This is a genomic window from Gordonia oleivorans, from assembly GCF_040044975.1.
Lineage (GTDB): Bacteria > Actinomycetota > Actinomycetes > Mycobacteriales > Mycobacteriaceae > Gordonia > Gordonia oleivorans.
This window is the reverse complement of sequence record NZ_JBDZDI010000001.1, coordinates 646,605-665,530: the sequence shown is the minus strand read 5'-3', so window position 1 is coordinate 665,530 and position 18,926 is coordinate 646,605. Positions and strand designations below refer to the sequence as shown.

At 67.0% G+C, this 18,926-nt stretch carries 17 protein-coding genes; 11 read left to right on the top strand and 6 right to left on the bottom strand.

Annotation, left to right across the window (positions count from 1 at the left end):
• Nucleotide 1 precedes the first annotated feature (1 nt).
• On the bottom strand, nucleotides 2–1,675 hold the full coding sequence (gene pgi, locus ABLE92_RS02960; protein WP_348803061.1) for a glucose-6-phosphate isomerase: 1,674 nt from the start codon (nucleotides 1,673–1,675) through the stop codon (nucleotides 2–4).
• A gap of 56 nt (nucleotides 1,676–1,731) precedes the next feature.
• Nucleotides 1,732–2,106: a chorismate mutase gene (locus tag ABLE92_RS02955; RefSeq protein WP_348803059.1), complete on the bottom strand. Its 375-nt coding sequence runs from the start codon at nucleotides 2,104–2,106 to the stop codon at nucleotides 1,732–1,734.
• A gap of 47 nt (nucleotides 2,107–2,153) precedes the next feature.
• Between ABLE92_RS02955 and ABLE92_RS02950 the strand changes: the two genes are divergently transcribed.
• The gene (locus ABLE92_RS02950) at nucleotides 2,154–4,124 is read left to right on the top strand and encodes a hypothetical protein (RefSeq protein WP_496560755.1); all 1,971 of its coding nucleotides are present in this window, start codon (nucleotides 2,154–2,156) and stop codon (nucleotides 4,122–4,124) included.
• Nucleotides 4,125–4,148: 24 nt separating this feature from the next.
• Here ABLE92_RS02950 and ABLE92_RS02945 read toward each other — a convergent pair whose 3' ends face one another.
• Nucleotides 4,149–4,763, bottom strand: coding sequence for a hypothetical protein (locus ABLE92_RS02945; protein ID WP_348803057.1), 615 nt, complete (start codon nucleotides 4,761–4,763; stop codon nucleotides 4,149–4,151).
• Entirely contained in the window at nucleotides 4,760–5,731 is a 972-nt protein-coding gene (locus ABLE92_RS02940; RefSeq protein WP_348803056.1) for a hypothetical protein, read from the bottom strand. The genes ABLE92_RS02945 and ABLE92_RS02940 overlap by 4 nt, the downstream gene beginning before the upstream one ends.
• 343 nt (nucleotides 5,732–6,074) lie before the next feature.
• On the opposite strand from ABLE92_RS02940, the gene ABLE92_RS02935 reads away from it, so the two are divergent.
• A complete protein-coding gene (locus tag ABLE92_RS02935; RefSeq protein ID WP_348803055.1) occupies nucleotides 6,075–8,555 on the top strand; it encodes a UvrD-helicase domain-containing protein in 2,481 nt (826 codons plus the stop codon).
• A gap of 348 nt (nucleotides 8,556–8,903) precedes the next feature.
• On the opposite strand, the gene ABLE92_RS02930 is transcribed toward ABLE92_RS02935, so the two are convergent.
• Nucleotides 8,904–10,019: a M23 family metallopeptidase gene (locus ABLE92_RS02930; RefSeq protein ID WP_496560754.1), complete on the bottom strand. Its 1,116-nt coding sequence runs from the start codon at nucleotides 10,017–10,019 to the stop codon at nucleotides 8,904–8,906.
• Nucleotides 10,020–10,382: 363 nt separating this feature from the next.
• Here ABLE92_RS02930 and sucC point away from each other — a divergent pair, with 363 nt between their 5' ends.
• Both sucC and sucD read left to right on the top strand, forming a co-directional pair.
• On the top strand, nucleotides 10,383–11,546 hold the full coding sequence (gene sucC / locus ABLE92_RS02925) for an ADP-forming succinate--CoA ligase subunit beta (RefSeq protein WP_348803053.1): 1,164 nt from the start codon (nucleotides 10,383–10,385) through the stop codon (nucleotides 11,544–11,546).
• Between the two features lie 13 nt (nucleotides 11,547–11,559).
• Nucleotides 11,560–12,462, top strand: coding sequence for a succinate--CoA ligase subunit alpha (gene sucD / locus ABLE92_RS02920; protein ID WP_348803052.1), 903 nt, complete (start codon nucleotides 11,560–11,562; stop codon nucleotides 12,460–12,462).
• Nucleotides 12,463–12,541: 79 nt separating this feature from the next.
• Here sucD and ABLE92_RS02915 read toward each other — a convergent pair whose 3' ends face one another.
• The gene (locus ABLE92_RS02915; RefSeq protein WP_348803051.1) at nucleotides 12,542–13,012 is read right to left on the bottom strand and encodes an SRPBCC family protein; all 471 of its coding nucleotides are present in this window, start codon (nucleotides 13,010–13,012) and stop codon (nucleotides 12,542–12,544) included.
• A gap of 112 nt (nucleotides 13,013–13,124) precedes the next feature.
• On the opposite strand from ABLE92_RS02915, the gene ABLE92_RS02910 reads away from it, so the two are divergent.
• The 7 genes from ABLE92_RS02910 (at nucleotide 13,125) to ABLE92_RS02880 (ending at nucleotide 18,881) form a co-directional block, all read left to right on the top strand.
• Nucleotides 13,125–13,886 (top strand): hypothetical protein, encoded by a 762-nt coding sequence (locus ABLE92_RS02910; protein ID WP_348803050.1) that lies wholly within the window; start codon nucleotides 13,125–13,127, stop codon nucleotides 13,884–13,886.
• Nucleotides 13,879–14,490, top strand: a complete 612-nt coding sequence (locus ABLE92_RS02905; protein WP_348803049.1) for an RDD family protein — start codon at nucleotides 13,879–13,881, stop codon at nucleotides 14,488–14,490. The genes ABLE92_RS02910 and ABLE92_RS02905 overlap by 8 nt, the downstream gene beginning before the upstream one ends.
• Nucleotides 14,487–16,337, top strand: coding sequence for a carboxyl transferase domain-containing protein (locus ABLE92_RS02900; protein WP_348803048.1), 1,851 nt, complete (start codon nucleotides 14,487–14,489; stop codon nucleotides 16,335–16,337). The genes ABLE92_RS02905 and ABLE92_RS02900 overlap by 4 nt, the downstream gene beginning before the upstream one ends.
• A 55-nt stretch (nucleotides 16,338–16,392) precedes the next feature.
• Nucleotides 16,393–16,803, top strand: a complete 411-nt coding sequence (locus ABLE92_RS02895; protein ID WP_348803047.1) for a hypothetical protein — start codon at nucleotides 16,393–16,395, stop codon at nucleotides 16,801–16,803.
• An 86-nt stretch (nucleotides 16,804–16,889) separates the two neighbouring features.
• Nucleotides 16,890–17,510: a nitroreductase family protein gene (locus ABLE92_RS02890; RefSeq protein WP_348803046.1), complete on the top strand. Its 621-nt coding sequence runs from the start codon at nucleotides 16,890–16,892 to the stop codon at nucleotides 17,508–17,510.
• 58 nt (nucleotides 17,511–17,568) lie between these two features.
• The gene (locus tag ABLE92_RS02885) at nucleotides 17,569–18,228 is read left to right on the top strand and encodes a TetR/AcrR family transcriptional regulator (protein WP_348803045.1); all 660 of its coding nucleotides are present in this window, start codon (nucleotides 17,569–17,571) and stop codon (nucleotides 18,226–18,228) included.
• The gene (locus ABLE92_RS02880) at nucleotides 18,225–18,881 is read left to right on the top strand and encodes a hypothetical protein (RefSeq protein ID WP_348803043.1); all 657 of its coding nucleotides are present in this window, start codon (nucleotides 18,225–18,227) and stop codon (nucleotides 18,879–18,881) included. Before ABLE92_RS02885 ends, ABLE92_RS02880 begins: the two co-directional genes overlap by 4 nt.
• The last annotated feature ends 45 nt before the right edge of the window (nucleotides 18,882–18,926 follow it).

Below are 18,926 nucleotides of genomic sequence, written 5' to 3'. Positions count from 1 at the left end.
CTCAAGCCTTCCGGCCCCGATGCGTGCGGTACCAGCGCACCAGCTCGTCGGTCGACGAATCATCCAGTGCCGCAGGCGCATCGGTCTCGGTGATCACGCCCAGGAGTTCCATTGCCTGGGTCTTGCCGAGTTCCACACCCCACTGGTCGAAGGGGTTGATCCCCCAGATGGCGCCCTCGACGAACACCTGGTGCTCGTACAGGGCGACCAACTGGCCGATCACCGACGGCGTCAGCGTCGGCGCCATGATCGACGTCGACGGCCGGCTTCCCGGCATCACCTTGTGCGGCACCACTTCTGGATCGACACCCTCGGCGGCGATCTCGTCGGCGGTCTTGCCGAACGCGAGCACCTTGGTCTGCGCGAAGTAGTTGCTCATCAGCAGGTCGTGCATCGAACCGGTGCCGTCGGAGGTCGGCAGATCGTCTGTGGGATCGGCGAATCCGATGAAGTCGGCCGGGATCATCCGCGTACCCTGGTGCAGCAGTTGATAAAACGCGTGCTGACCGTTGGTGCCCGGCTCACCCCAGAACACCTCGCCGGTGTCGGCGGTGACGTGATGGCCGTGTGCGGTCACCGATTTGCCGTTGGACTCCATCGTCAACTGCTGCAGATACGCCGCGAATCGCGCCATGTCATTGGAGTAGGGCAGCACCACCCGTGACTGGGCATCCCAGAAGTTGGAGTACCACAAGCCGATCAGGCCGAGGATGACCGGGGCGTTCTGCTCGAGCGGCTGGGTGCGGAAGTGTTCGTCCACCAGGTGGAAGCCGTGCAGGAACTCGCCGAATCGGTCCTTGCCGATGGCCGCCATCACTGACAGTCCGATCGCCGAGTCGACCGAATACCGGCCGCCGACCCAATCCCAGAAGCCGAACATGTTGACCGTGTCGATACCGAAGGCCGACACCCGATCGGCGTTGGTGCTCACGGCCACAAAGTGTTTCGCGACCGCAGCCTCGCCGGCGCCGAGCGCCTCGAGCAGCCACCGCTTGGCCGCGGCCGCGTTGGTCAGCGTCTCCAGCGTGCTGAAGGTCTTCGACGCCACGATGAACAGGGTGGTCTCGGCGTCGAGGCCGTCGAGGGTGGCGACCATGTCGGCGGGGTCGACGTTGGACACGAAATGGCAGCGGATCGGCGAATCCACGTAGTGCCGCAACGCCTGATACACCATCACCGGGCCCAGATCGGAGCCGCCGATGCCGATGTTGACGACGTCGGTGATCGCTTTTCCGGTGTGGCCCTTCCATTCTCCGCTGCGCAGTGTGTCGGTGAAGGCGCCCATCGCGTCGAGGACCTCGTGGACGTCGGCGACGACGTTCTGGCCGTCGACGACGAGTTCGGCATCTGCGGGCAGGCGCAGAGCGGTGTGCAGGACCGCGCGGTCCTCGGAGGTGTTGATGTGGACGCCGGCGAACATGTCGTCGCGCTTGTCCTCGAGGCCGGCGTCGCGGGCGAGGCTGAACAGCAGTTCCAGCGTCTCACGCAGCACGCGATGCTTGGAGTAGTCGATGTGCAGATCGCCGACGTCGACGACGAGTTCGCGACCGCGATCCGGGTCGGCGGCGAACACCTCCCGCAGATGCATGGATGCGATGTGATCCTGATGTGCGGTCAGGGCCTGCCAGGACAGGGTTGCGGTGATGTCGTGCTCGGTGCCATCGAGGTCACTCATGGACACCACCCTATGTGCTGATGGCGTGCCCCGCGACACCTCCCGGCCAGGAGTCCTCAGCGGCCGAGCGGGCCCCGTCCGAGGCGCAACAACAGCATGGCGAGGGTGTGTCCCTCCTGGCCGAGTTCGGCGAACCGGTCGAGGACCTTGACCTCGCGACTGTGCACCAGACGCGGTCCGCCGGAGGCCATCCGCGCGGCGCCGATCTTCTTCGACACCGCCGAGCGACGTTTGACCGCGGCCAGGATGATCGCGTCGAGACGATCGATCTCGCCCCGCAGCACATCGATGTCGTCGGAGAGTTCGGCGACATCGGCGGACAGCTCGTAGTACGACAGGTCGATCGAATCGGCGAACGATGCGCCCGTGCCGGTCGACGGGGCTCCGGGCACCCGCGCTCCGGGCGACGGCTGGCTGCTGGGGTCGGTCATCGTGCCGATTTTGCCACGCGCTCGCCACGGCAGGGACACTGGTCGCCATGCCGAGTGCCGTGACGTCGTCGTCCGCCCCCGCACCTGCCACCACTGCGCGGTTGGCCGCCCTGGTGATGCCCGCCGCGTTCACACTGATCATTGCGCAGCTCGTGGTGCGCGGCTGGCTGGTCGCGACGGGGAACTTCTACTGGGACGACCTGATCCTCATCGGGCGCGCCTCGACCATGCCGATCCTGTCGTGGGAGTTCCTCGGCAACAGTCACGACGGTCACTTCATGCCCGCGGCCTTCCTGGTCGCCGGGGTCTCCACGGTCCTGGCGCCGGTGCAGTGGATGGCGCCGGCGCTCACCCTGGTGATCTTCCAGGCACTCGCATCGCTGGCGGTGTGGCGCATGATCCGGGTGCTGCTCGCACCCGCCGGCGGACCGCGCGATGTCGCACGCGACCTGGCGGGGTTGGGCGCGTTGGTGTTCTACCTGTTCACCCCGATGACCGTGCCGGCCTTCATCTGGTGGTCGGCCGGCCTCAATTCGCTGCCGTTCCAGGCGGCGATGGCGTGGATCATCGCCGACGCGGTGATCGCGGTGCGCGACGATCCGACACCGCGTCGACGACGACTGATCGTCATCCGCTCCGCGGTGATCTTCGTCGTCGCGTTGGCGTTCTTCGAGAAATCGCTGTACATCCCGCCGGTGGCGTTGGTGGTCGCGGTGCTGGTCACCCGGTTCGCTTCGCCGACCTCGCCGCCGCCGACCTCACCACCCACGACGCCCGACGACGAACCGGATCGCGACACCCACCTGGGGCCGCTCGGGATCGCGGTCGTCCGGGCTCGCGCGCTGTGGGCCGCTCTCGGCGCGATCTTCGTGGCGTGGGTGCTGCTGTTCTTCTCGGTGTCGGATGCCACCGCCGGCGCGCACTCCCTCTCCCAGACTGCCCAACTGGTCTGGCGTTCGATCAACCATGCCGTCGTCCCGTCTCTGGTCGGTGGGCCGTGGGACTGGGAACGGTGGATCCCCAGCCCGCCGATGGGATTTTCGGCGGTGTGGATGATTGTGGCCGGCTGGGTCGTGGTGGCCGCGTTCGTCGCGTGGGCGGTGCTGACCCGGCGCGGCGTGATCGCCGTGCTCGTGTGTGCCGCGCTCTACGTGGCGATCGCGCAGGTGCCGGTGATGTGGAACCGGTCCTCGGCCAACACCGCCCTCGAACTGGCCCAGACGATGCGGTACCTGCCGGACTCGGCGCTGGTGATCGTCGCCGCCCTGGCCCTGGTGATCGCGGCGCCGGCCCGGTCGACCCGTCGGCACCGACACGAGGCGACGGCGACCGACCGCGATCGGGATCGGCACTCCGAGCGGGGACCGATCCTGGCGGTCGGAGTGGGCGTACTCGCTGCGCTGGCCGTCGCGTCCTCGCTCATCTCGACGGCGTCGTACCAGTCGTCGTGGAGCGACGACCCGACCGGTCCCTACCTGGCCAACGCGAAGAAATCGCTCGCGGCCAACCGCAACCATCCGATGTTCGATCAGGCGCTACCGCTGGAAGTGCTTCTGCCCGTTGCCTATCCGTACAACCAGATCAGTGCGACGTTCGGGCGGCTGACCGACCGCCCGGATTTCGGCTCGTGGACCGACAAGCTCTCGGTACTCGACGCCGCGGGAAACCTCACGCCCGGCGCGGTCACCCCGCGACGCACCTTCGCCGCCGGGTCGGGGACCTGCGCCCGCCCGGAGCTCACCGGTGCCGACCGCCTGCAACTCGACGGCCCGCTCATCCAATGGCGCTGGACCGTCGCGCTCGGCTACTGCGCCAACGCGGCGGGCACGGTCGAGTTGTCACTGCAGGGCGGCCCGGCGGTGCGGGTCCCCGTCCAGGCCGGCCTGCACGTCGTCTACGTCCAGCTCGACGGACGGGGCACTGCCGTCGCGATCACACCGATCACCCCGGGGCTGGCGTTGCACACCGGCGACGGGCGGGTCGGTGAGGTCGTCGACGCCCGGTTGCTGGGGCAATAGGAGTCGGGTCAGTAGGCGTGCCGGTCAGTCCTCCGGCTCGCTGTAGAAGACGAAGATCTTGTCGCCGTACCCGGCCTCGGCCACCATCGCCTTGAGAGCATCGGTGGTCGACTGCTCCGCCGCGTAATACGCGATGCTCCCGTTGTCGCCGACGGCCTGGATCTGCTGACGCATCTGATCACGCAACGTCTGCGTACCCGGCCAACTCGGATCGAAGGTCGTTCCGGTGACGTGCTGGGCATATCCCTCGGCGAACGACACCAGATAGTCGCCCGCCGGGCCGTATCCGTCGAACAGGTAGTCGCCGGCCTTGACGGCGTAGCTGCTCGGCAGTGCGGTGACGCTGAAGCCGTAATTCGCGGCGTCGGGCTTCTTCGAACCGGTGCGCATCATCGTGAACTGGCGCTGGGTGGCGGTGCTGTTGTCGTCGATGTAGGAGTTGAGCCGGTCGGCGGTGTAGTCGAGGAACGGCAGGTAGGTGTAGGTGACGTTGGGTTTGATGCTGCCGTCGCCGCTGCCGAGATTGGTGGCCGTGCATCGGGTCCCCGCGGTGCGGTCGAAGTCGGTGCGGACCACCGGCGAGCAGGTGCCGCCGAGCGCGCCGGCCGGAAGATCGTTGACGATGAAGTTGACCTTCAACCCGTAATTGACGTGGCCCGGCGGCCGTCGGAGCCCGCCGCCGGGGTACCGCCGACGGTGAAGTCGTATCCGCATGCGGCGGTGGTGCAGCCACCGGTCTGCTTCCAGCCCACCTGACCGGCCTGACCGCCGGGCACGTCGTCGATCTGCAGGCCCGGAATGGGCACCGACGTCAGATCGGCGACCAGGGAATGCTGCTCGGTGAACACCGACGACACCTCGGCGAACGGCAACGGCGTCACATCGGCGTCGATGGCGGTGGTCGTCGATTCGACCTTGTAGGAGCCCTTGATGTGGGTGATGGCCTTGGTCGACGGATCGAAGGTGATGGTCCACTCGCCGGTCTTCACCTGGTTGTCACCGATGGCGGTGATCGGCGGATCGGAGGTCGGCCAGAACCGCGCGTCCGGGGTGTCCTTGTTCGGCGTCGACAGTTGTGCGCCGAGGTCGGGGGCGTCGACGAGGTCGGCGTTGAGACGCCCGGCCAGGATGTTCGGCGACAGCACGTATCCCAGCTTCGGCAACGCGGCCTCGGCGCTGGCCCACTTGTTGTCCACCGGACCGAGGTCGAGATTCTCCTTCTGCTGCTCGGTGAGGATGCCGTTCCAGAAGGCCGTCGGCCCCTTGGCGAAGTAATAGTTGCCGATCTGGGTGTACTCGGCCTGCTGATTGTTGACCGTGATCGTCCCGCTGGCGTTCTCCGACAGCGTGACGATCAGATCGGTGAACTCCACCTTGACGACGTCGCCGTCGGAGTAGGTCCGTGTCAGCGAACCGCTGTACTTGGCTCCCGGGCTGGTGCCGTACTGGAACGCGGTGTCGTCCAGGTCGTTCTGTGCCGCGAATGCTGCGGTCGGCCCGCCGGAGCCCTCGATACCCCACGGGATGAACGACAAGATGAGCGCGATGATGACGGCGACTGCGCCGACGGCGGCGAGTACCAGGCCAGTGATCTTCGAGGTGTTCATAGCTCGCTTCCCTGCGCAGTCGGCATCGGCCGGCGGACGGGTGGACCATCCTGAGTCATTCGGGTGGAGTCAAGCACGAGTGAGGCGTCACCGGCACTCGGCATGCGACGACCGAATGACGGCCGCGGCCCGGTAACGGGTGGATCCGGATGCGACCACATTCCTGCTCGTTCCTCCCTGGCGGTGGCAGAAGGTGACCGATCTCGCATCGACGCCCCCCGCGGTGCTCCGTCATCGTATCCGCACCGACCGATGCCCGGTTTGCCGCATGGCGAATCGGCGGGATCGCGACGATTTCGCCCCCGCGAGTCCTGTCGGAGCCCCGGAGTAGCCTGAACTACCGATGACCACCAGCTCTGTTCCCCCCGCCCGAGTCGTTCCCGGCCGGCCCGATTCCGCGGGTGCGGCGGCCGACGACCGTGTTGCCCGTCTGCTCGACGGGCTCAACCCGCAGCAGCGGGCCGCGGTCCTGCACAGCGGCCCGCCACTGCTCATCGTGGCCGGTGCCGGTTCGGGCAAGACCGCGGTGCTCACCCGCCGCATCGCCTACCTGCTCGCGGCTCGTGACGTCACGCCGGGACAGGTCCTGGCGATCACCTTCACCAACAAGGCCGCCGCCGAGATGCGCGAGCGGGTGATCGATCTGGTCGGACCGCGCGCCGCCTACATGTGGGTCTCGACATTCCACTCCACCTGTGTGCGCATCCTGCGCGCGCAGTCCGGACTGCTGGAGAATCGCAACTCCAACTTCTCCATCTATGACTCCGATGATTCCAAGCGCCTGCTCGGGATGATCATCCGCGATCTCGATCTGGATCCGAAGAAATTCAGTCCCCGCGGGGTGGCGGTGAGCATCTCGAATCTGAAGAACGAGTTGATCGCCCCCGACGACGCGCACGCCGCAGCGGGGGAGGAGCCGACCGCGCGCACGATCGCCGAGATCTACGCGGAGTACCAGCGGCGCCTGCAGACCGCCAACGCCTTCGACTTCGACGACCTCATCGGCGAGACGGTGGCACTGCTGCAGAGTCACCCGTCGGTTGCCGAGTACTACCGTCGTCGATTCCGGCACATACTGGTCGATGAGTATCAGGACACCAACCACGCACAGTACGTGTTGGTCCGGGAGTTGGTCGGGCGTGACGACGACGAGTCGGCGGTGGGGCCGTCGGAGTTGTGTGTGGTGGGTGACGCCGATCAGTCCATCTACGCCTTCCGTGGTGCCACCATCCGCAACATCGTCGAATTCGAGCGCGACTTCCCCAATGCCGAAACGATTCTGCTGGAACAGAATTACCGTTCGACCCAGACGATCCTGTCGGCGGCCAACGCGGTCATCGCGCAGAATCCGAACCGTCGTGACAAGCGACTGTGGACCGACTCGGGTGACGGTGAACTGATCGTCGGCTATGTGGCCGAATCCGATCGCGAGGAGGCGATGTTCATCGCCACCGAGATCGAGCGGCTTACCGATCACACCATCGGCGGCGCGCAGTCCAACACCTACTCCGACATCGCCGTCTTCTACCGCACCAACACCGGCTCCCGCGCCCTGGAAGAGGTGTTCGTCCGCCACGGGATCCCGTACAAGGTGGTCGGTGGCACGAAGTTCTACGAGCGCAAGGAGGTGCGCGACGTCGTCGCCTACCTGCGCGTGGTGGCCAACCCGGAGGACTCGGTGAGTCTGCGCCGCATTCTCAACACGCCGCGTCGCGGGATCGGCGATCGCGCCGAGGCCTGCGTGGCGGTGCATTCGGAGAACCGGGGGATCTCCTTCTATCAGGCACTCATCGAGGGCGCCCAGGGCGGGGTTCCGCTGCTCAACACCCGTGCGGTCAAGCAGATCGGTGGGTTCGTCGACCTCATCGAGGGGCTGCGCAACGACTTCCTCACCACCTTCGGTGACGCCGAGTCGGGTGACCCGGACGCCGCCGTCGTCGACGCGACCGGCGACGGAGCCGACATCGGCGAGCTGGTGGACGCGATCATCGATCGGAGCGGATACCGCACCGAGCTGGAGGGTTCGAACGATCCGCAGGATGCGGCCCGGCTCGACAATCTCAACGAATTGATCTCGGTGGCAATCGAATTCAGTCGCGATGCCGCGGAGGCGGACGAGCTCAACGATGATGACGACTCCGAGCGCGCGCAGCTACGGGAGGGGGAGCCCGCGCCCGGATCGCTCGCGGCGTTCCTGGAGCGGGTGTCGTTGGTCGCCGACGCCGATCAGGTCCCCGACGAGGGTGAGGGCGTGGTCACCCTGATGACGCTGCACACCGCGAAGGGCCTCGAGTTCCCGGTGGTCTTCGTGACCGGTTGGGAGGACGGGCATTTCCCGCATCTGCGGGCCCTCGGCGACCCGGACGAACTCAGCGAGGAGCGCCGCCTGGCGTATGTGGGGATCACCCGCGCCAAGGAGCGGCTGTACCTGAGTCGTGCGCTCACCCGGGCGTCCTGGGGCCAGCCGGTGTCCAATCCGGAATCGCGCTTCCTGCAAGAGATTCCGCAGCACCTGGTGGATTGGCGCAAGACCGAGAAGAAGCGGGGCGGCCGTGGTTTCGGCTCCTCCGGCGGCGTGTTCGGCCGGGATGAGGGGCGCAGTGGCCTGGGCCGGTCGTCGTTCTCCGCGGACCCGAATCGTGGGCGTAACAAGCAGATTCACCTCGAGGTGGGCGACCGGCACAATCATCCCAAGTACGGGATGGGCAAAGTGGTCGCCAAGGAGGGCAGTGGCGCCACCGAGCGTGTCGTCATCGACTACGGCGGCAATACCGGACGGATGACCCTGCTGACCATCGGTGGGATACCGGGGGAGAAGCTGTAGCCGCGACCGCGCGATGTTGACAGCGCTCTGAATTCCGCTGACGGCGCTCGGTTTTGCGTTGACAGCGCTCTACAGGACGTTGACAGCGCTCTGCTGGACGTTGACGGCGCTCTGCTCGACGTTGACAGCGCTCGCTTCGACGTTGACGGCGCTCTACAGGACGTTGGCAGCGCCCTGCTCGGAATTCAGAGCGCTGTCAACGGAAACCAGAGCGCTGTCAACGGAAATGAGGGCGCTGTCAACGGAAACCAGAGCGCTGTCAGTGGTGCGGAGGGCGCTGTCAACGCGGTAGAGAGCGCTGTCAGTGGTGCAGAGGGCGCTGTCAGTGATGCGGGGGTGGTGCTGCCGTCAGCCTGTGTAGGCGGCCATCCGCACACCGTGCGAGGCGAGCCACGGGGCCGGATCGATCTTGGTGGTGCCGTTGAGCCACACCTCGAAGTGGCAGTGCGGGCCGGTGGACTGGCCGTCGTTGCCGACCAGGCCGATCACGTCTCCGGCCACGACGTGCTGTCCCTTGTGGACGAGGACGCCGTTGGAATACATGTGCCCGTACACGGTCACGGTGCCGTCGGCGGCCTTGACCTTGATCCAGTTGCCGAATCCCGACGCCGGTCCGGCCGCGATCACCTCACCGTCGGTGGCGGCGTGGATCGGGGTGCCCAGCGGGGCGGCGAAGTCGACGCCGGCGTGGAAACTGCCCCAGCGCATCGCGTAGGTCGACGTGAACTGGTAGGACCCCAGCGGAAGCGGGGAGGCGAACAGCGGCTTGCTCGCGGCGGCGACGCGGGCGGCCTCGGCATTGGCGAGCTGCTTGCCGACCACGAGTTGGTCGGCGTACATGCTCATGTCCTGATCGGGGGTCGACGGCGCGATCCCGGGGCCGGTGACGGCCGGTGCGGCTGCGGCATCGCCGGTGGCGGCCGCGGGCATCGGCGACGTGGCCGGTGCGGCGTCATCGGAGGCTTCGGAGTGCGTCACCGCGGCGGCGACGGCTGCGCCAGCTGCCATGGCGACAAATGCGGCGCGACCGCCACGCAGGGCCTTGGGGGGCGCGCTGATGCGGTGCTTGCCGCGGGAGCGACTCGGGGCGCTCGCCGGGTTGCGACGGAACGCCGGCTCATCGGAGAGGGCGCCGCGGTCGGCGTCGTCGTCGAAATCGTCGGCGGCGGCACCGACGACGTCGAACGGTTCGTCATGGCGGTACTCGTCGAACTCACCCTCGGGGATGAGGATGTCCTGGGTGATCTCCGAGGTGGTGGTTCGGCGGGTGCGGCGCGAGGAGGCCGGCTCGGTGTCGACGTCCCAGTCGAGATCGGCGGCGTCGGACTCGTCGATCGGGATGATCGTGGTCATCTCATCGGCGGTGACGTCGTCGAATCGATCGTCGAGACGCCTGCGCCCACCTGTCATGGTGCTGCCGGCAGACGACCCGCCTGGAAAACCATGTCCCGCCAAGTCGTCCACCTCGCTTACCTGTGTGAGTTCAGGGCTCCGAAAAAACCTTTGTCCCGCGGGCGTTTGTACCCCCTGAATGACCCTGACTGCCTGCCGACGGTAACGAAATGATTGCGACAAGTCCAACCCTGCGCACAAGAAACGGCACCGAAAGTGAGTTGGGTCACAGGATGTGTTGCAGAATTGAGATCTGGCGAAGCATCAATGCGATGAGATGTAGATCGGGCGTCGAGGGCATCGGGGCGACCGACCGAGTGATCTGTCGCACAAGGTGAGGAGGTCTCCGAAACGCCGATCTGCGGCAGGTTTAGAGTCCGATATGGCCCGCGTTACACCCAGACCAGCGGGCAAATCTACGAAATGGTGAGCTGAATGGATCTCTTCGAATACCAGGCGAAGGAACTGTTCGCCAAGCATGGGGTTCCCACCACACCCGGGCGGGTGACCGATACTGCCGCCGACGCGCGGGCGATCGCCGAGGAAATCGGCAAGCCTGTGATGATCAAGGCTCAGGTCAAGGTCGGTGGACGTGGCAAGGCCGGCGGCGTGAAGTACGCCGCGACCCCTGATGACGCACAGTCGCATGCCGAAAACATCTTGGGCCTCGATATCAAGGGCCACGTTGTCAAGAAGTTGCTCGTCGCCGAGGCGAGTGACATCGCGGAGGAGTACTACATCTCCTTCCTGCTCGATCGCGCCAACCGCACCTACCTGGCCATGTGCTCGGTCGAAGGCGGCGTGGAGATCGAGGTGACCGCCGAAGAGAACCCGGACGCACTCGCACGCGTGCCGGTCGATGCGGTGACCGGTGTGGATCTCGCGCTGGCCCGTGAGATCGCCGAGAAGGGCAAGCTGCCCGCCGAGGTGCTCGACGCCGCGGCCGTGACCATCCAGAAGCTCTGGGAGGTCTTCGTCGGTGAGGACGCCACCCTGGTGGAGGTCAACCCGCTCGTCCGTACCCCCGACGATCAGATCCTCGCCCTCGACGGCAAGGTGACCCTCGACGCGAACGCCGACTTCCGGCATCCCGACCACGAGGCCTTCGAGGACCGCGACGCCACCGATCCGCTGGAGCTCAAGGCCAAGGAGAACGACCTCAACTACGTCAAGCTCGACGGCGAGGTCGGCATCATCGGCAACGGCGCCGGACTGGTCATGTCCACCCTCGACGTCGTCGCCTACGCCGGTGAGGCCCACAACGGCGTCAAGCCCGCCAACTTCCTCGACATCGGTGGCGGTGCCTCCGCCGAGGTGATGGCCGCCGGACTCGACGTCATCCTGAACGACGAGCAGGTCAAGAGCGTGTTCGTGAACGTCTTCGGTGGCATCACCGCGTGTGACGCGGTCGCCAACGGCATCGTCGGCGCGCTGAACAAGCTGGGTGACGAGGCCAACAAGCCGCTGGTCGTCCGTCTGGACGGCAACAAGGTCGACGAAGGCCGCAAGATCCTGGCCGATGCGAATCACCCGCTGGTGACGCTCGCCGAAACGATGGACGCCGGCGCCGACAAGGCCGCCGAACTGGCGAGCAAGTGAGGACTGAGTAGCCATGTCGATCTTCCTGAACAAAGACAACAAGATCATCGTGCAGGGCATCACCGGCGGTGAGGGCACCAAGCACACCGCACTGATGCTCAAGGCGGGCTCCAACATCGTCGGCGGTGTCAACGCGCGCAAGGCCGGCACCACCGTCGCCCACACCGCCAAGGACGGCTCGGATCTCGAGCTGCCCGTCTTCGGCAGCGTGTCCGAGGCCATCAAGGAGACCGGGGCCGACACCTCGATCGCCTTCGTGCCGCCGAAGTTCGCCAAGGACGCCATCATCGAGGCCATCGACGCCGAGATCCCGCTGCTCGTCGTCATCACCGAGGGAATCCCGGTGCAGGACAGCGCCTATGCGTGGGCCTACAACGTCGAGAAGGGCAACAAGACCCGCATCATCGGGCCGAACTGCCCCGGCATCATCACCCCCGGCGAGTCCCTCGTCGGCATCACCCCGGCCAACATCACCGGCAAGGGGCCGATCGGCCTGGTCTCCAAGTCCGGCACCCTGACCTACCAGATGATGTACGAGCTGCGTGACCTCGGCTTCTCCACCGCCATCGGCATCGGCGGTGACCCGGTCATCGGCACCACCCACATCGACGCCATCGAGGCCTTCGAGAAGGACCCCGAGACCAAGGTCATCGTGATGATCGGCGAGATCGGCGGCGACGCCGAGGAGCGTGCCGCCGACTACATCCAGGCCAACGTCTCCAAGCCGGTCGTCGGCTACGTCGCGGGCTTCACCGCACCGGAGGGCAAGACCATGGGTCACGCCGGTGCCATCGTCTCCGGTAGCTCCGGAACCGCGCAGGCCAAGAAGGAGGCCCTCGAGGCCGCCGGCGTCAAGGTCGGCAAGACGCCGTCCGAGACCGCCAAGCTGGCCCGGGAGCTGTACGAGGCGCTGTAAGCCTCACCCCCCACACGCAAAACTCCCACTTGCACACAATGTTTCCCGTGCAGGTGGGAGTTTTTCGTGTTTCTGGTGCCTAACCGTTCTCGCTGACGGACTTCAGCTGCGCCAACCCCTTCTCGAAGTCCTTGCCGAGGAGTTTGTCGAAGAAGCCGAGGGGTGCGGCCACCCGGCTGAACAACGAGTGCTTACCGGTCATCGTCCAGGTGACCTCGCTGCGGCCGTCCCCGTCTGCGCCGACGATGTCGAAGGAACTGACGCTGGTCGACTTCATCGGCTTCTCGAATCGCACATCGATCGCGACGTGCGACGGCTCGGTGGCCTCGATGATCTCCATTTCGCCGACCCCGGCCTTGCGGTTGCCCGACCATGCGTAGCGTGCGCCGACCCCGGCCTCGGATCCCGAATAGGTGCGCTGAAGTTCGGGGTCGAGCCCCTCCCAGGGCGACCAGTCGGACCAGCGGTGCAGATCGTTGATGCGCGCGTAGATTTCCGACGGTGGTGCGTCGATCGTCGTGCGGCGGGTCACGGAGTAGGTATCGGCCACGGCGGGGTTCCTGTCATCGGTGCGGTGTTGTCGGCGATTATGACCGCATGGTCGCCGAAAAGTCATCGATGATCGGCGGATTCGGCCGATGATCACGTGCGATAATCCGTCGGTGAGTGACGATGGATCTGCGCGGCCCGGCGTGTTCGCCGTGCTGGGCATTCCGCGGCAGATCGCTTCCGCCGCCGCCGACATCGCCGAGCGTGTCCCGGTGGCCGGTGGTGCGGTGGCATCGGTGCGCCGCACCGCGCATGACGTCGTCGACGGTGCCGGCGCCGCAGCGATCGAGGCGTCGCGCACGTCGTTGCGTGCCACCATCCGGACCGTCGTCGAGGAGGTGACCGCGGCCGTCGACGTCACCGAGGTCATCGTCGACAACGTCGACCTCAATCAACTCCTCGGGGCCGTCGATCTCAACGCCGTCCTCGCCCAGGTGGATCTCGATAGCCTGCTCGGGCGCCTCGACCTCAACGCGATCCTGGCGCGACTGGACCTCGACGCCCTGCTCGCAGGCATCGACCTCGACGCCCTCATCGGGCGACTCGACGTGGCGGCCATCGTCGACAAGGTCGACATCGGCGCCGTCGTCCAGACGGTCGACATCGACGCGATCGTGGCTCAGGTGGATCTCGACCGGGCGGTGACGCGCGTCGACCTCGACGCCATCATCAACCGCATCGATCTGATCGGGCTGGCCGACGAGATCATCGACGGCGTCGACCTCCCCGACATCATCCGGGAGGCGAGCACCTCGGTCACCGCCGACGTGATGACCGACGTGCGCGGCACCAGCGAGCGGGCCGACGACGCCGTCGCCGAACTCGTCAACCGCATGCTTCGCCGTAAGAGTGTGGAGGAACGCCGAAATGGCTGAACCCCAACCGCATTCGGTATCCCCGAATCCGGATCCGGACGCCTCCGCGGACGATCCCACGCCGCCGGCCACGGTGACGCCCCTGCATCCGGGGCGCCCCGCGTCGTCCGCCGCACCGAGTGTCGGAGGGTCGCATGCGCATCACGTCCCGGCCTCCGAACCCGGTACCAATCAGATTCTCGACACCGACCGACCGGCCGGAATCGTCAGTCGCGGAATCGGGGCCGTTGTGGATGTGCTGGTCGTGGTCGTCGTCATGGGTGGGATGTATGTGGGTTTCATCGTTGCCCGGCTGATCTACAACGTGCAGGGTTTCTCCCTGCCGGAGACCAACCCGTTCTTCACCGTCGGTGCCTTCGTCCTGGTGTCGTTGCTGTATCTGACCTCCTGCTGGGCGGTGTCGGGACGCACCGCCGGTTCGGTGGTCATGGGCCTGCGTCTGGTCAGCCGCAAAGGGAAACCGCGGGTACGTCCGTCGGTCGCCTTCGTCCGTGCGCTGATTTGCGTGTTCTTCTCCGTCGGGCTGCTGTGGGTGGCCGTCGACCGGAATCGGCGTTCGGCGGCCGACCTCGTCGTACGCACCCGGGTGATGTACTCGCGATGACCGGGGAAACCAACGGCTACAAGGGTTCCCGTGCTATGGAGTTGATCGACGGCCTCGTCGACACGGGCACCTGGACGGTGTGGAACGACACTCCCGACGACATCCCGCAGCACGTCGATGCCGACGAGTTGGGGCGTGCCGCGACGAGATCCGGCACCGACGAGTCGGTGATCACCGGCCGGGCCGAGATCGCCGGCGAACCGGTCGCGCTGATCGTCAGTGAGTTCGCCTTCCTGGGCGGCTCGATCGGCCGGGTGGCCGGCCATCGCATCGCGAGCGCGATCCGACGGGCGACGGCCGATGGGCTGCCGGTCGTGGGCCTGCCGTGCTCAGGTGGCACCCGGATGCAGGAGGGTACACCGGCATTCCTGGAGATGGCCGCGATCACCGGGGCCGTCGTCGATCATCGGGCCGCCGGGTTGCCATACCTGATCTACCTCCGACATCCGACCACCGGCGGAGTGTTTGCGTCGTGGGGGTCGCTCGGCCACGTCACCTGGGCCGAACCCGATGCGCTGGTGGGGTTTCTGGGCCCGCGAGTGGTGGAAGGGCTGACCGGCGAACCCATCGCCGACGGCGTGCAGCGCGCGGAGAACCTCATGCGGCACGCGCTGATCGATGACGTCGTGCCGGCGGACGAACTACGTGATCGCCTCGCACGGATCGTGGCGACCTTGATGCAGGCCATCAGAGAAGCCGCAGACCCGCCTGTGCCGCAACAGGTATCATCGGTCGCTGTCGCTGGTGCCGGCAATCGCCTGCCCGCATGGGACGCGATCACCGCCACCCGTCACCCGGGGCGCCCCGGGGTTCGCGAACTCCTGCCGGAAGACGCCGTGATCATCGCGGATCATGGTCCGATCGTGCTGGCGCTGAGCCGCTTCGGTGTCCGCACCGCACTGGTCATCGGCCAGGACGCCGACCGGCAGCGGACCGGAGAGTTCATCGGACCCGAACATCTCCGGATGGTCCGACGGGGACTTGCCCTCGCCCGGGACCTGCGGATTGCGGTCGTGACCGTCATCGACACCCCGGGAGCCCGGCTGTCGGCCTCCGCCGAGGAGGGTGGCATCGCCGGTGAGATCGCTCGGTGCACAGCCGAATTGATCGCGCTGCCGGCGGCCACGGTATCGGTGCTGCTCGGCCAAGGTGGTGGCGGTGCGGCGCTGTCACTGTTCCCGGCGGATCGGCGCATCGCGACCGTCGACTCCTGGTTGTCGCCGCTGCCGCCGGAGGGTGCGAGCCTGATCGTGCACCGAGACATCGAGCACGCCGCGGAAATGGCTGCACAACAACATGTTCTGGCGGTTGAGCTGGCGCGCAGGTCGGTGATCGACACCATCGTCGACGCGCCGTCCCCGTCGTCGATGTCCGGGATCCGGGCGGCGATCGGTGCCGCACTCGACGGGATCGCGCAGCCGTCGCCGGCAGCACGGACGCGAGTACCCGTGGCCCCGCGCATCCCCGCGGTCGGTGCCATCGTGCGCGACGACGCGGGCAGATTCCTGCTCGTGCAGCGTGCACACGAACCGCAAGCCGGTCTGTGGACGGTCCCGGGCGGCAAGGTCGAGCCCGGAGAGTCGCTGCAGCAGGCGGTGATCCGGGAGATCGGCGAGGAGACCGGAATCGTCATCGAGGTGCTCGACGAGGCGTGGGTGGTCGACATCCCGGATGGGACGGGCGCGGTCTTCGAGGTCCACGACTTCGTGGCGACACCGCTGACCACCGATGTGACCGCCGCCGACGACGCCGCGGACGCCGGATGGTTCACGATCGAGCAGATGCGCGAGTTGCCATTGACGCCGGGACTCATCACCTACCTCGACCGGCACGGACTCCTGGACTGAGGCTGCTGGACTGATAGGCTCGCGGGTCGCGAAGCGCAACGGATGGGAGTGGGGGATGGACATGCGTCGGTGGATGTCGTCGGTGCTGTTGACGGCAGGTCTGGCGATCGGGGTAACCGCCTGCGGCAGTGACGCATCGGAACCGGTGTCGGGTGATTCCAGCTCGATCGACGTGCCCGCATCGAGTGCGTTGTCCGGATCGTGGACGGGGACCTGGAAGACGGGTGGACGCTCGAGCGAGGCGCATCTCGGAGTGGTCTCCGACAACCCGTTCCTCGCCACGGTCGACGTCGCGGGGTCGTGCGGCGCCACGTGGAAGGAGACGTCGCGTGAGGGGTCCACCGTGACCGCGACGTCGACGGTGACCTACGGGAACTGCCCGGCCGGTGACTGGACGATCACCATCACCGACACGTCGATCTCCGCCACCGGAGGCGATGTCACCGCGCAGTTCCACCGCGACTGACATCCCGGGCCGGCACATCGCCTCGGGCGTGCAAGATGGGGAAGACGGCCACGGCGCCGTCAACCGTCCACCACCCGAGGAGTGAGATGACCGAGTTACTGCCACTGAATCCCGACGAACTGCTCACCACCACCCGGTCGGTGCGCAAACGCCTCGACCTCGAGCGACCCGTCCCGATCGACGTGGTGCGCGAGGCCCTGGAGGTGGCGATGCAGGCGCCCACCGGAAGCAACAGTCAGACCTGGCACTGGATCGTGCTGACCGATCCGGAACTGAAGAAGAAGGTCGGCGCCTACTACGCCCGATCCTTCGCCGCCTACTCGGCCGCCAAGACCCTGCCCGATGACACCGCGCGTCGAGTGGCGTCGAGTGCCCAGTACCTTGCCGACGTCATGGGGGAGGTTCCGGTGCTGGTGATCGGCGCGATCTACACCGGTGGTGACCTGCCGGCCGGCAATCAGGCCGGAGTGTGGGGATCGCTGCTCCCCGGTGCGTGGAGCCTGAGCCTCGCGCTGCGCGCCCGCGGACTGGGTTCGGCGTGGACGACGCTGCATCTGACCTATGAGAAGGAGATCGCCGACCTGCTCGGCATCCCGTCGACGGTGCACCAGGGTGTGCTGCTGCCCGTCGCGTACACCAAGGGCACCGACTTCAAGCCCGCCGGACGCAAGCCGCTCGACGACGTTCTGCACATCGACGGCTGGTGAGCGGTTTCGGGCGGCTCCCCGCCGTTATGGGGCGCGGCCGGTAGAGTTCACAGACACCATGGCCGACTCCGAGACCCCGCGCCCATCCGCCGATCGCCCGCCCAATCGACGTACCGCGGCGAAGGCGGCACGTCGGGCCGATCTGCTGACCGCGGCCGCCCGGCAGATGGCCGAACGCGGATTCGCGAGCGTGCGGCTCGAAGACATCGGTGGCGCCGTCGGGATCAGTGGACCGGCGATGTACCGGCACTTCGCCTCGAAATCCGAACTGCTCGACGAGATGCTCCTCGACATCAGCCGGCGGCTCTACGCCGGCGGTACCGAGGTGGTCGAGCGTGGTGATCCGCCCGCCGCAACCCTCAACGCGCTCATCGCATTTCACATCGACGTGCTGGTGACCAAGCCGGATCTCATCGCGGTGCAGGACCGTGACCTGTCGTCGTTGACGCCCGAGGCCAACCACGAGGTCCGCAGCCTGCAGCGCCGGTACGTCGAGCGGTGGGTGGATGTGCTGATGGCCGAATCCGCGCAGAGCATCGACGGTCTGGAACGGGACGAGGCGCGGGTGCGCGTCCATGCGATGTTCGGTCTGCTGAACTCCTCACCACGACTTCCCGAGTTCGATCCGTGCCGCCTGCGCCGGCTGCTGGCCGCGATGGCGTTGGCGGCGTTGCATGTCCCGGCGACCGCGCCCGGAGACGGGACGAGTCGACCGTGACGCGCCGCCTGTCGTCACCGATCCGGGCACTCCGGCCGGCGTCGGTCGCCGTGTTCGTCGCCCTCGCCGTCGGTGTCACCGGCTGCTCGGTCTCGGGGTCGGCCACCAGTGAGGACGACGCCGCCGGTGGTGGGAACGCCTCGGCGCCGTTGCCGGCGGCCCCGCAGTTCTCCGGGGCCGCCACCGTGTGTTCGGGTGGATCGGTCGTCGGGACCACCGACATCACCCATCCGAGTTGGGGACCGACTCGGATCTTTGCGCTCACGACGGCCGCCGGTTCCGGTGGGGGTCAGGCGTGCCTCGTGGCGCAGAACGCCGCCGGGGTGCAGTGGAGCCACGCCGAGGATTCCGGCCCGACCACGGCGAAGTGGCGGTTCGCCGACCCGGCCACCGACAACACCGGCAACACCTTCGTCATCTACAACCCGGGCCGCTACGACGGGGTGATCGTCCTCGTCCCCACCACCGACGGCTTTGCGCCGATCGAGCAGTCCTATCAGACCGGCCAAAACCGTTACTACTACGCCGAATTGGTGGGTCCGCAGGACGGGCGCTACGCGATCGAGGCGAGCGCCAATGACTGCGAGCCGGATTGTGCGAGTGGCAGAATCACTCGTCGCACGTTGCAGTGGAACGGTTCGACCTACAGCTGAGACCGGACCGACCGGCACCGCCATGGTCACGACGGTGCGTGCCCG

Excerpts from the sequence above, each read along its gene's own strand:
- ABLE92_RS02890 (WP_348803046.1), top strand. The coding sequence starts at position 16,890 with ATGACCGAGTTACTGCCACTGAATCCCGACGAACTGCTCACCACCACC.
- ABLE92_RS02950 (WP_496560755.1), top strand. The coding sequence starts at position 2,154 with ATGCCGAGTGCCGTGACGTCGTCGTCCGCCCCCGCACCTGCCACCACT.
- ABLE92_RS02885 (WP_348803045.1), top strand. The coding sequence starts at position 17,569 with ATGGCCGACTCCGAGACCCCGCGCCCATCCGCCGATCGCCCGCCCAAT.
- ABLE92_RS02935 (WP_348803055.1), top strand. The coding sequence starts at position 6,075 with ATGACCACCAGCTCTGTTCCCCCCGCCCGAGTCGTTCCCGGCCGGCCC.
- ABLE92_RS02905 (WP_348803049.1), top strand. The coding sequence starts at position 13,879 with ATGGCTGAACCCCAACCGCATTCGGTATCCCCGAATCCGGATCCGGAC.
- ABLE92_RS02895 (WP_348803047.1), top strand. The coding sequence starts at position 16,393 with ATGGACATGCGTCGGTGGATGTCGTCGGTGCTGTTGACGGCAGGTCTG.
- pgi (WP_348803061.1), bottom strand. The coding sequence starts at position 1,675 with ATGAGTGACCTCGATGGCACCGAGCACGACATCACCGCAACCCTGTCC.
- ABLE92_RS02955 (WP_348803059.1), bottom strand. The coding sequence starts at position 2,106 with ATGACCGACCCCAGCAGCCAGCCGTCGCCCGGAGCGCGGGTGCCCGGA.
- ABLE92_RS02940 (WP_348803056.1), bottom strand. The coding sequence starts at position 5,731 with ATGAACACCTCGAAGATCACTGGCCTGGTACTCGCCGCCGTCGGCGCA.
- ABLE92_RS02900 (WP_348803048.1), top strand. The coding sequence starts at position 14,487 with ATGACCGGGGAAACCAACGGCTACAAGGGTTCCCGTGCTATGGAGTTG.
- sucD (WP_348803052.1), top strand. The coding sequence starts at position 11,560 with ATGTCGATCTTCCTGAACAAAGACAACAAGATCATCGTGCAGGGCATC.
- sucC (WP_348803053.1), top strand. The coding sequence starts at position 10,383 with ATGGATCTCTTCGAATACCAGGCGAAGGAACTGTTCGCCAAGCATGGG.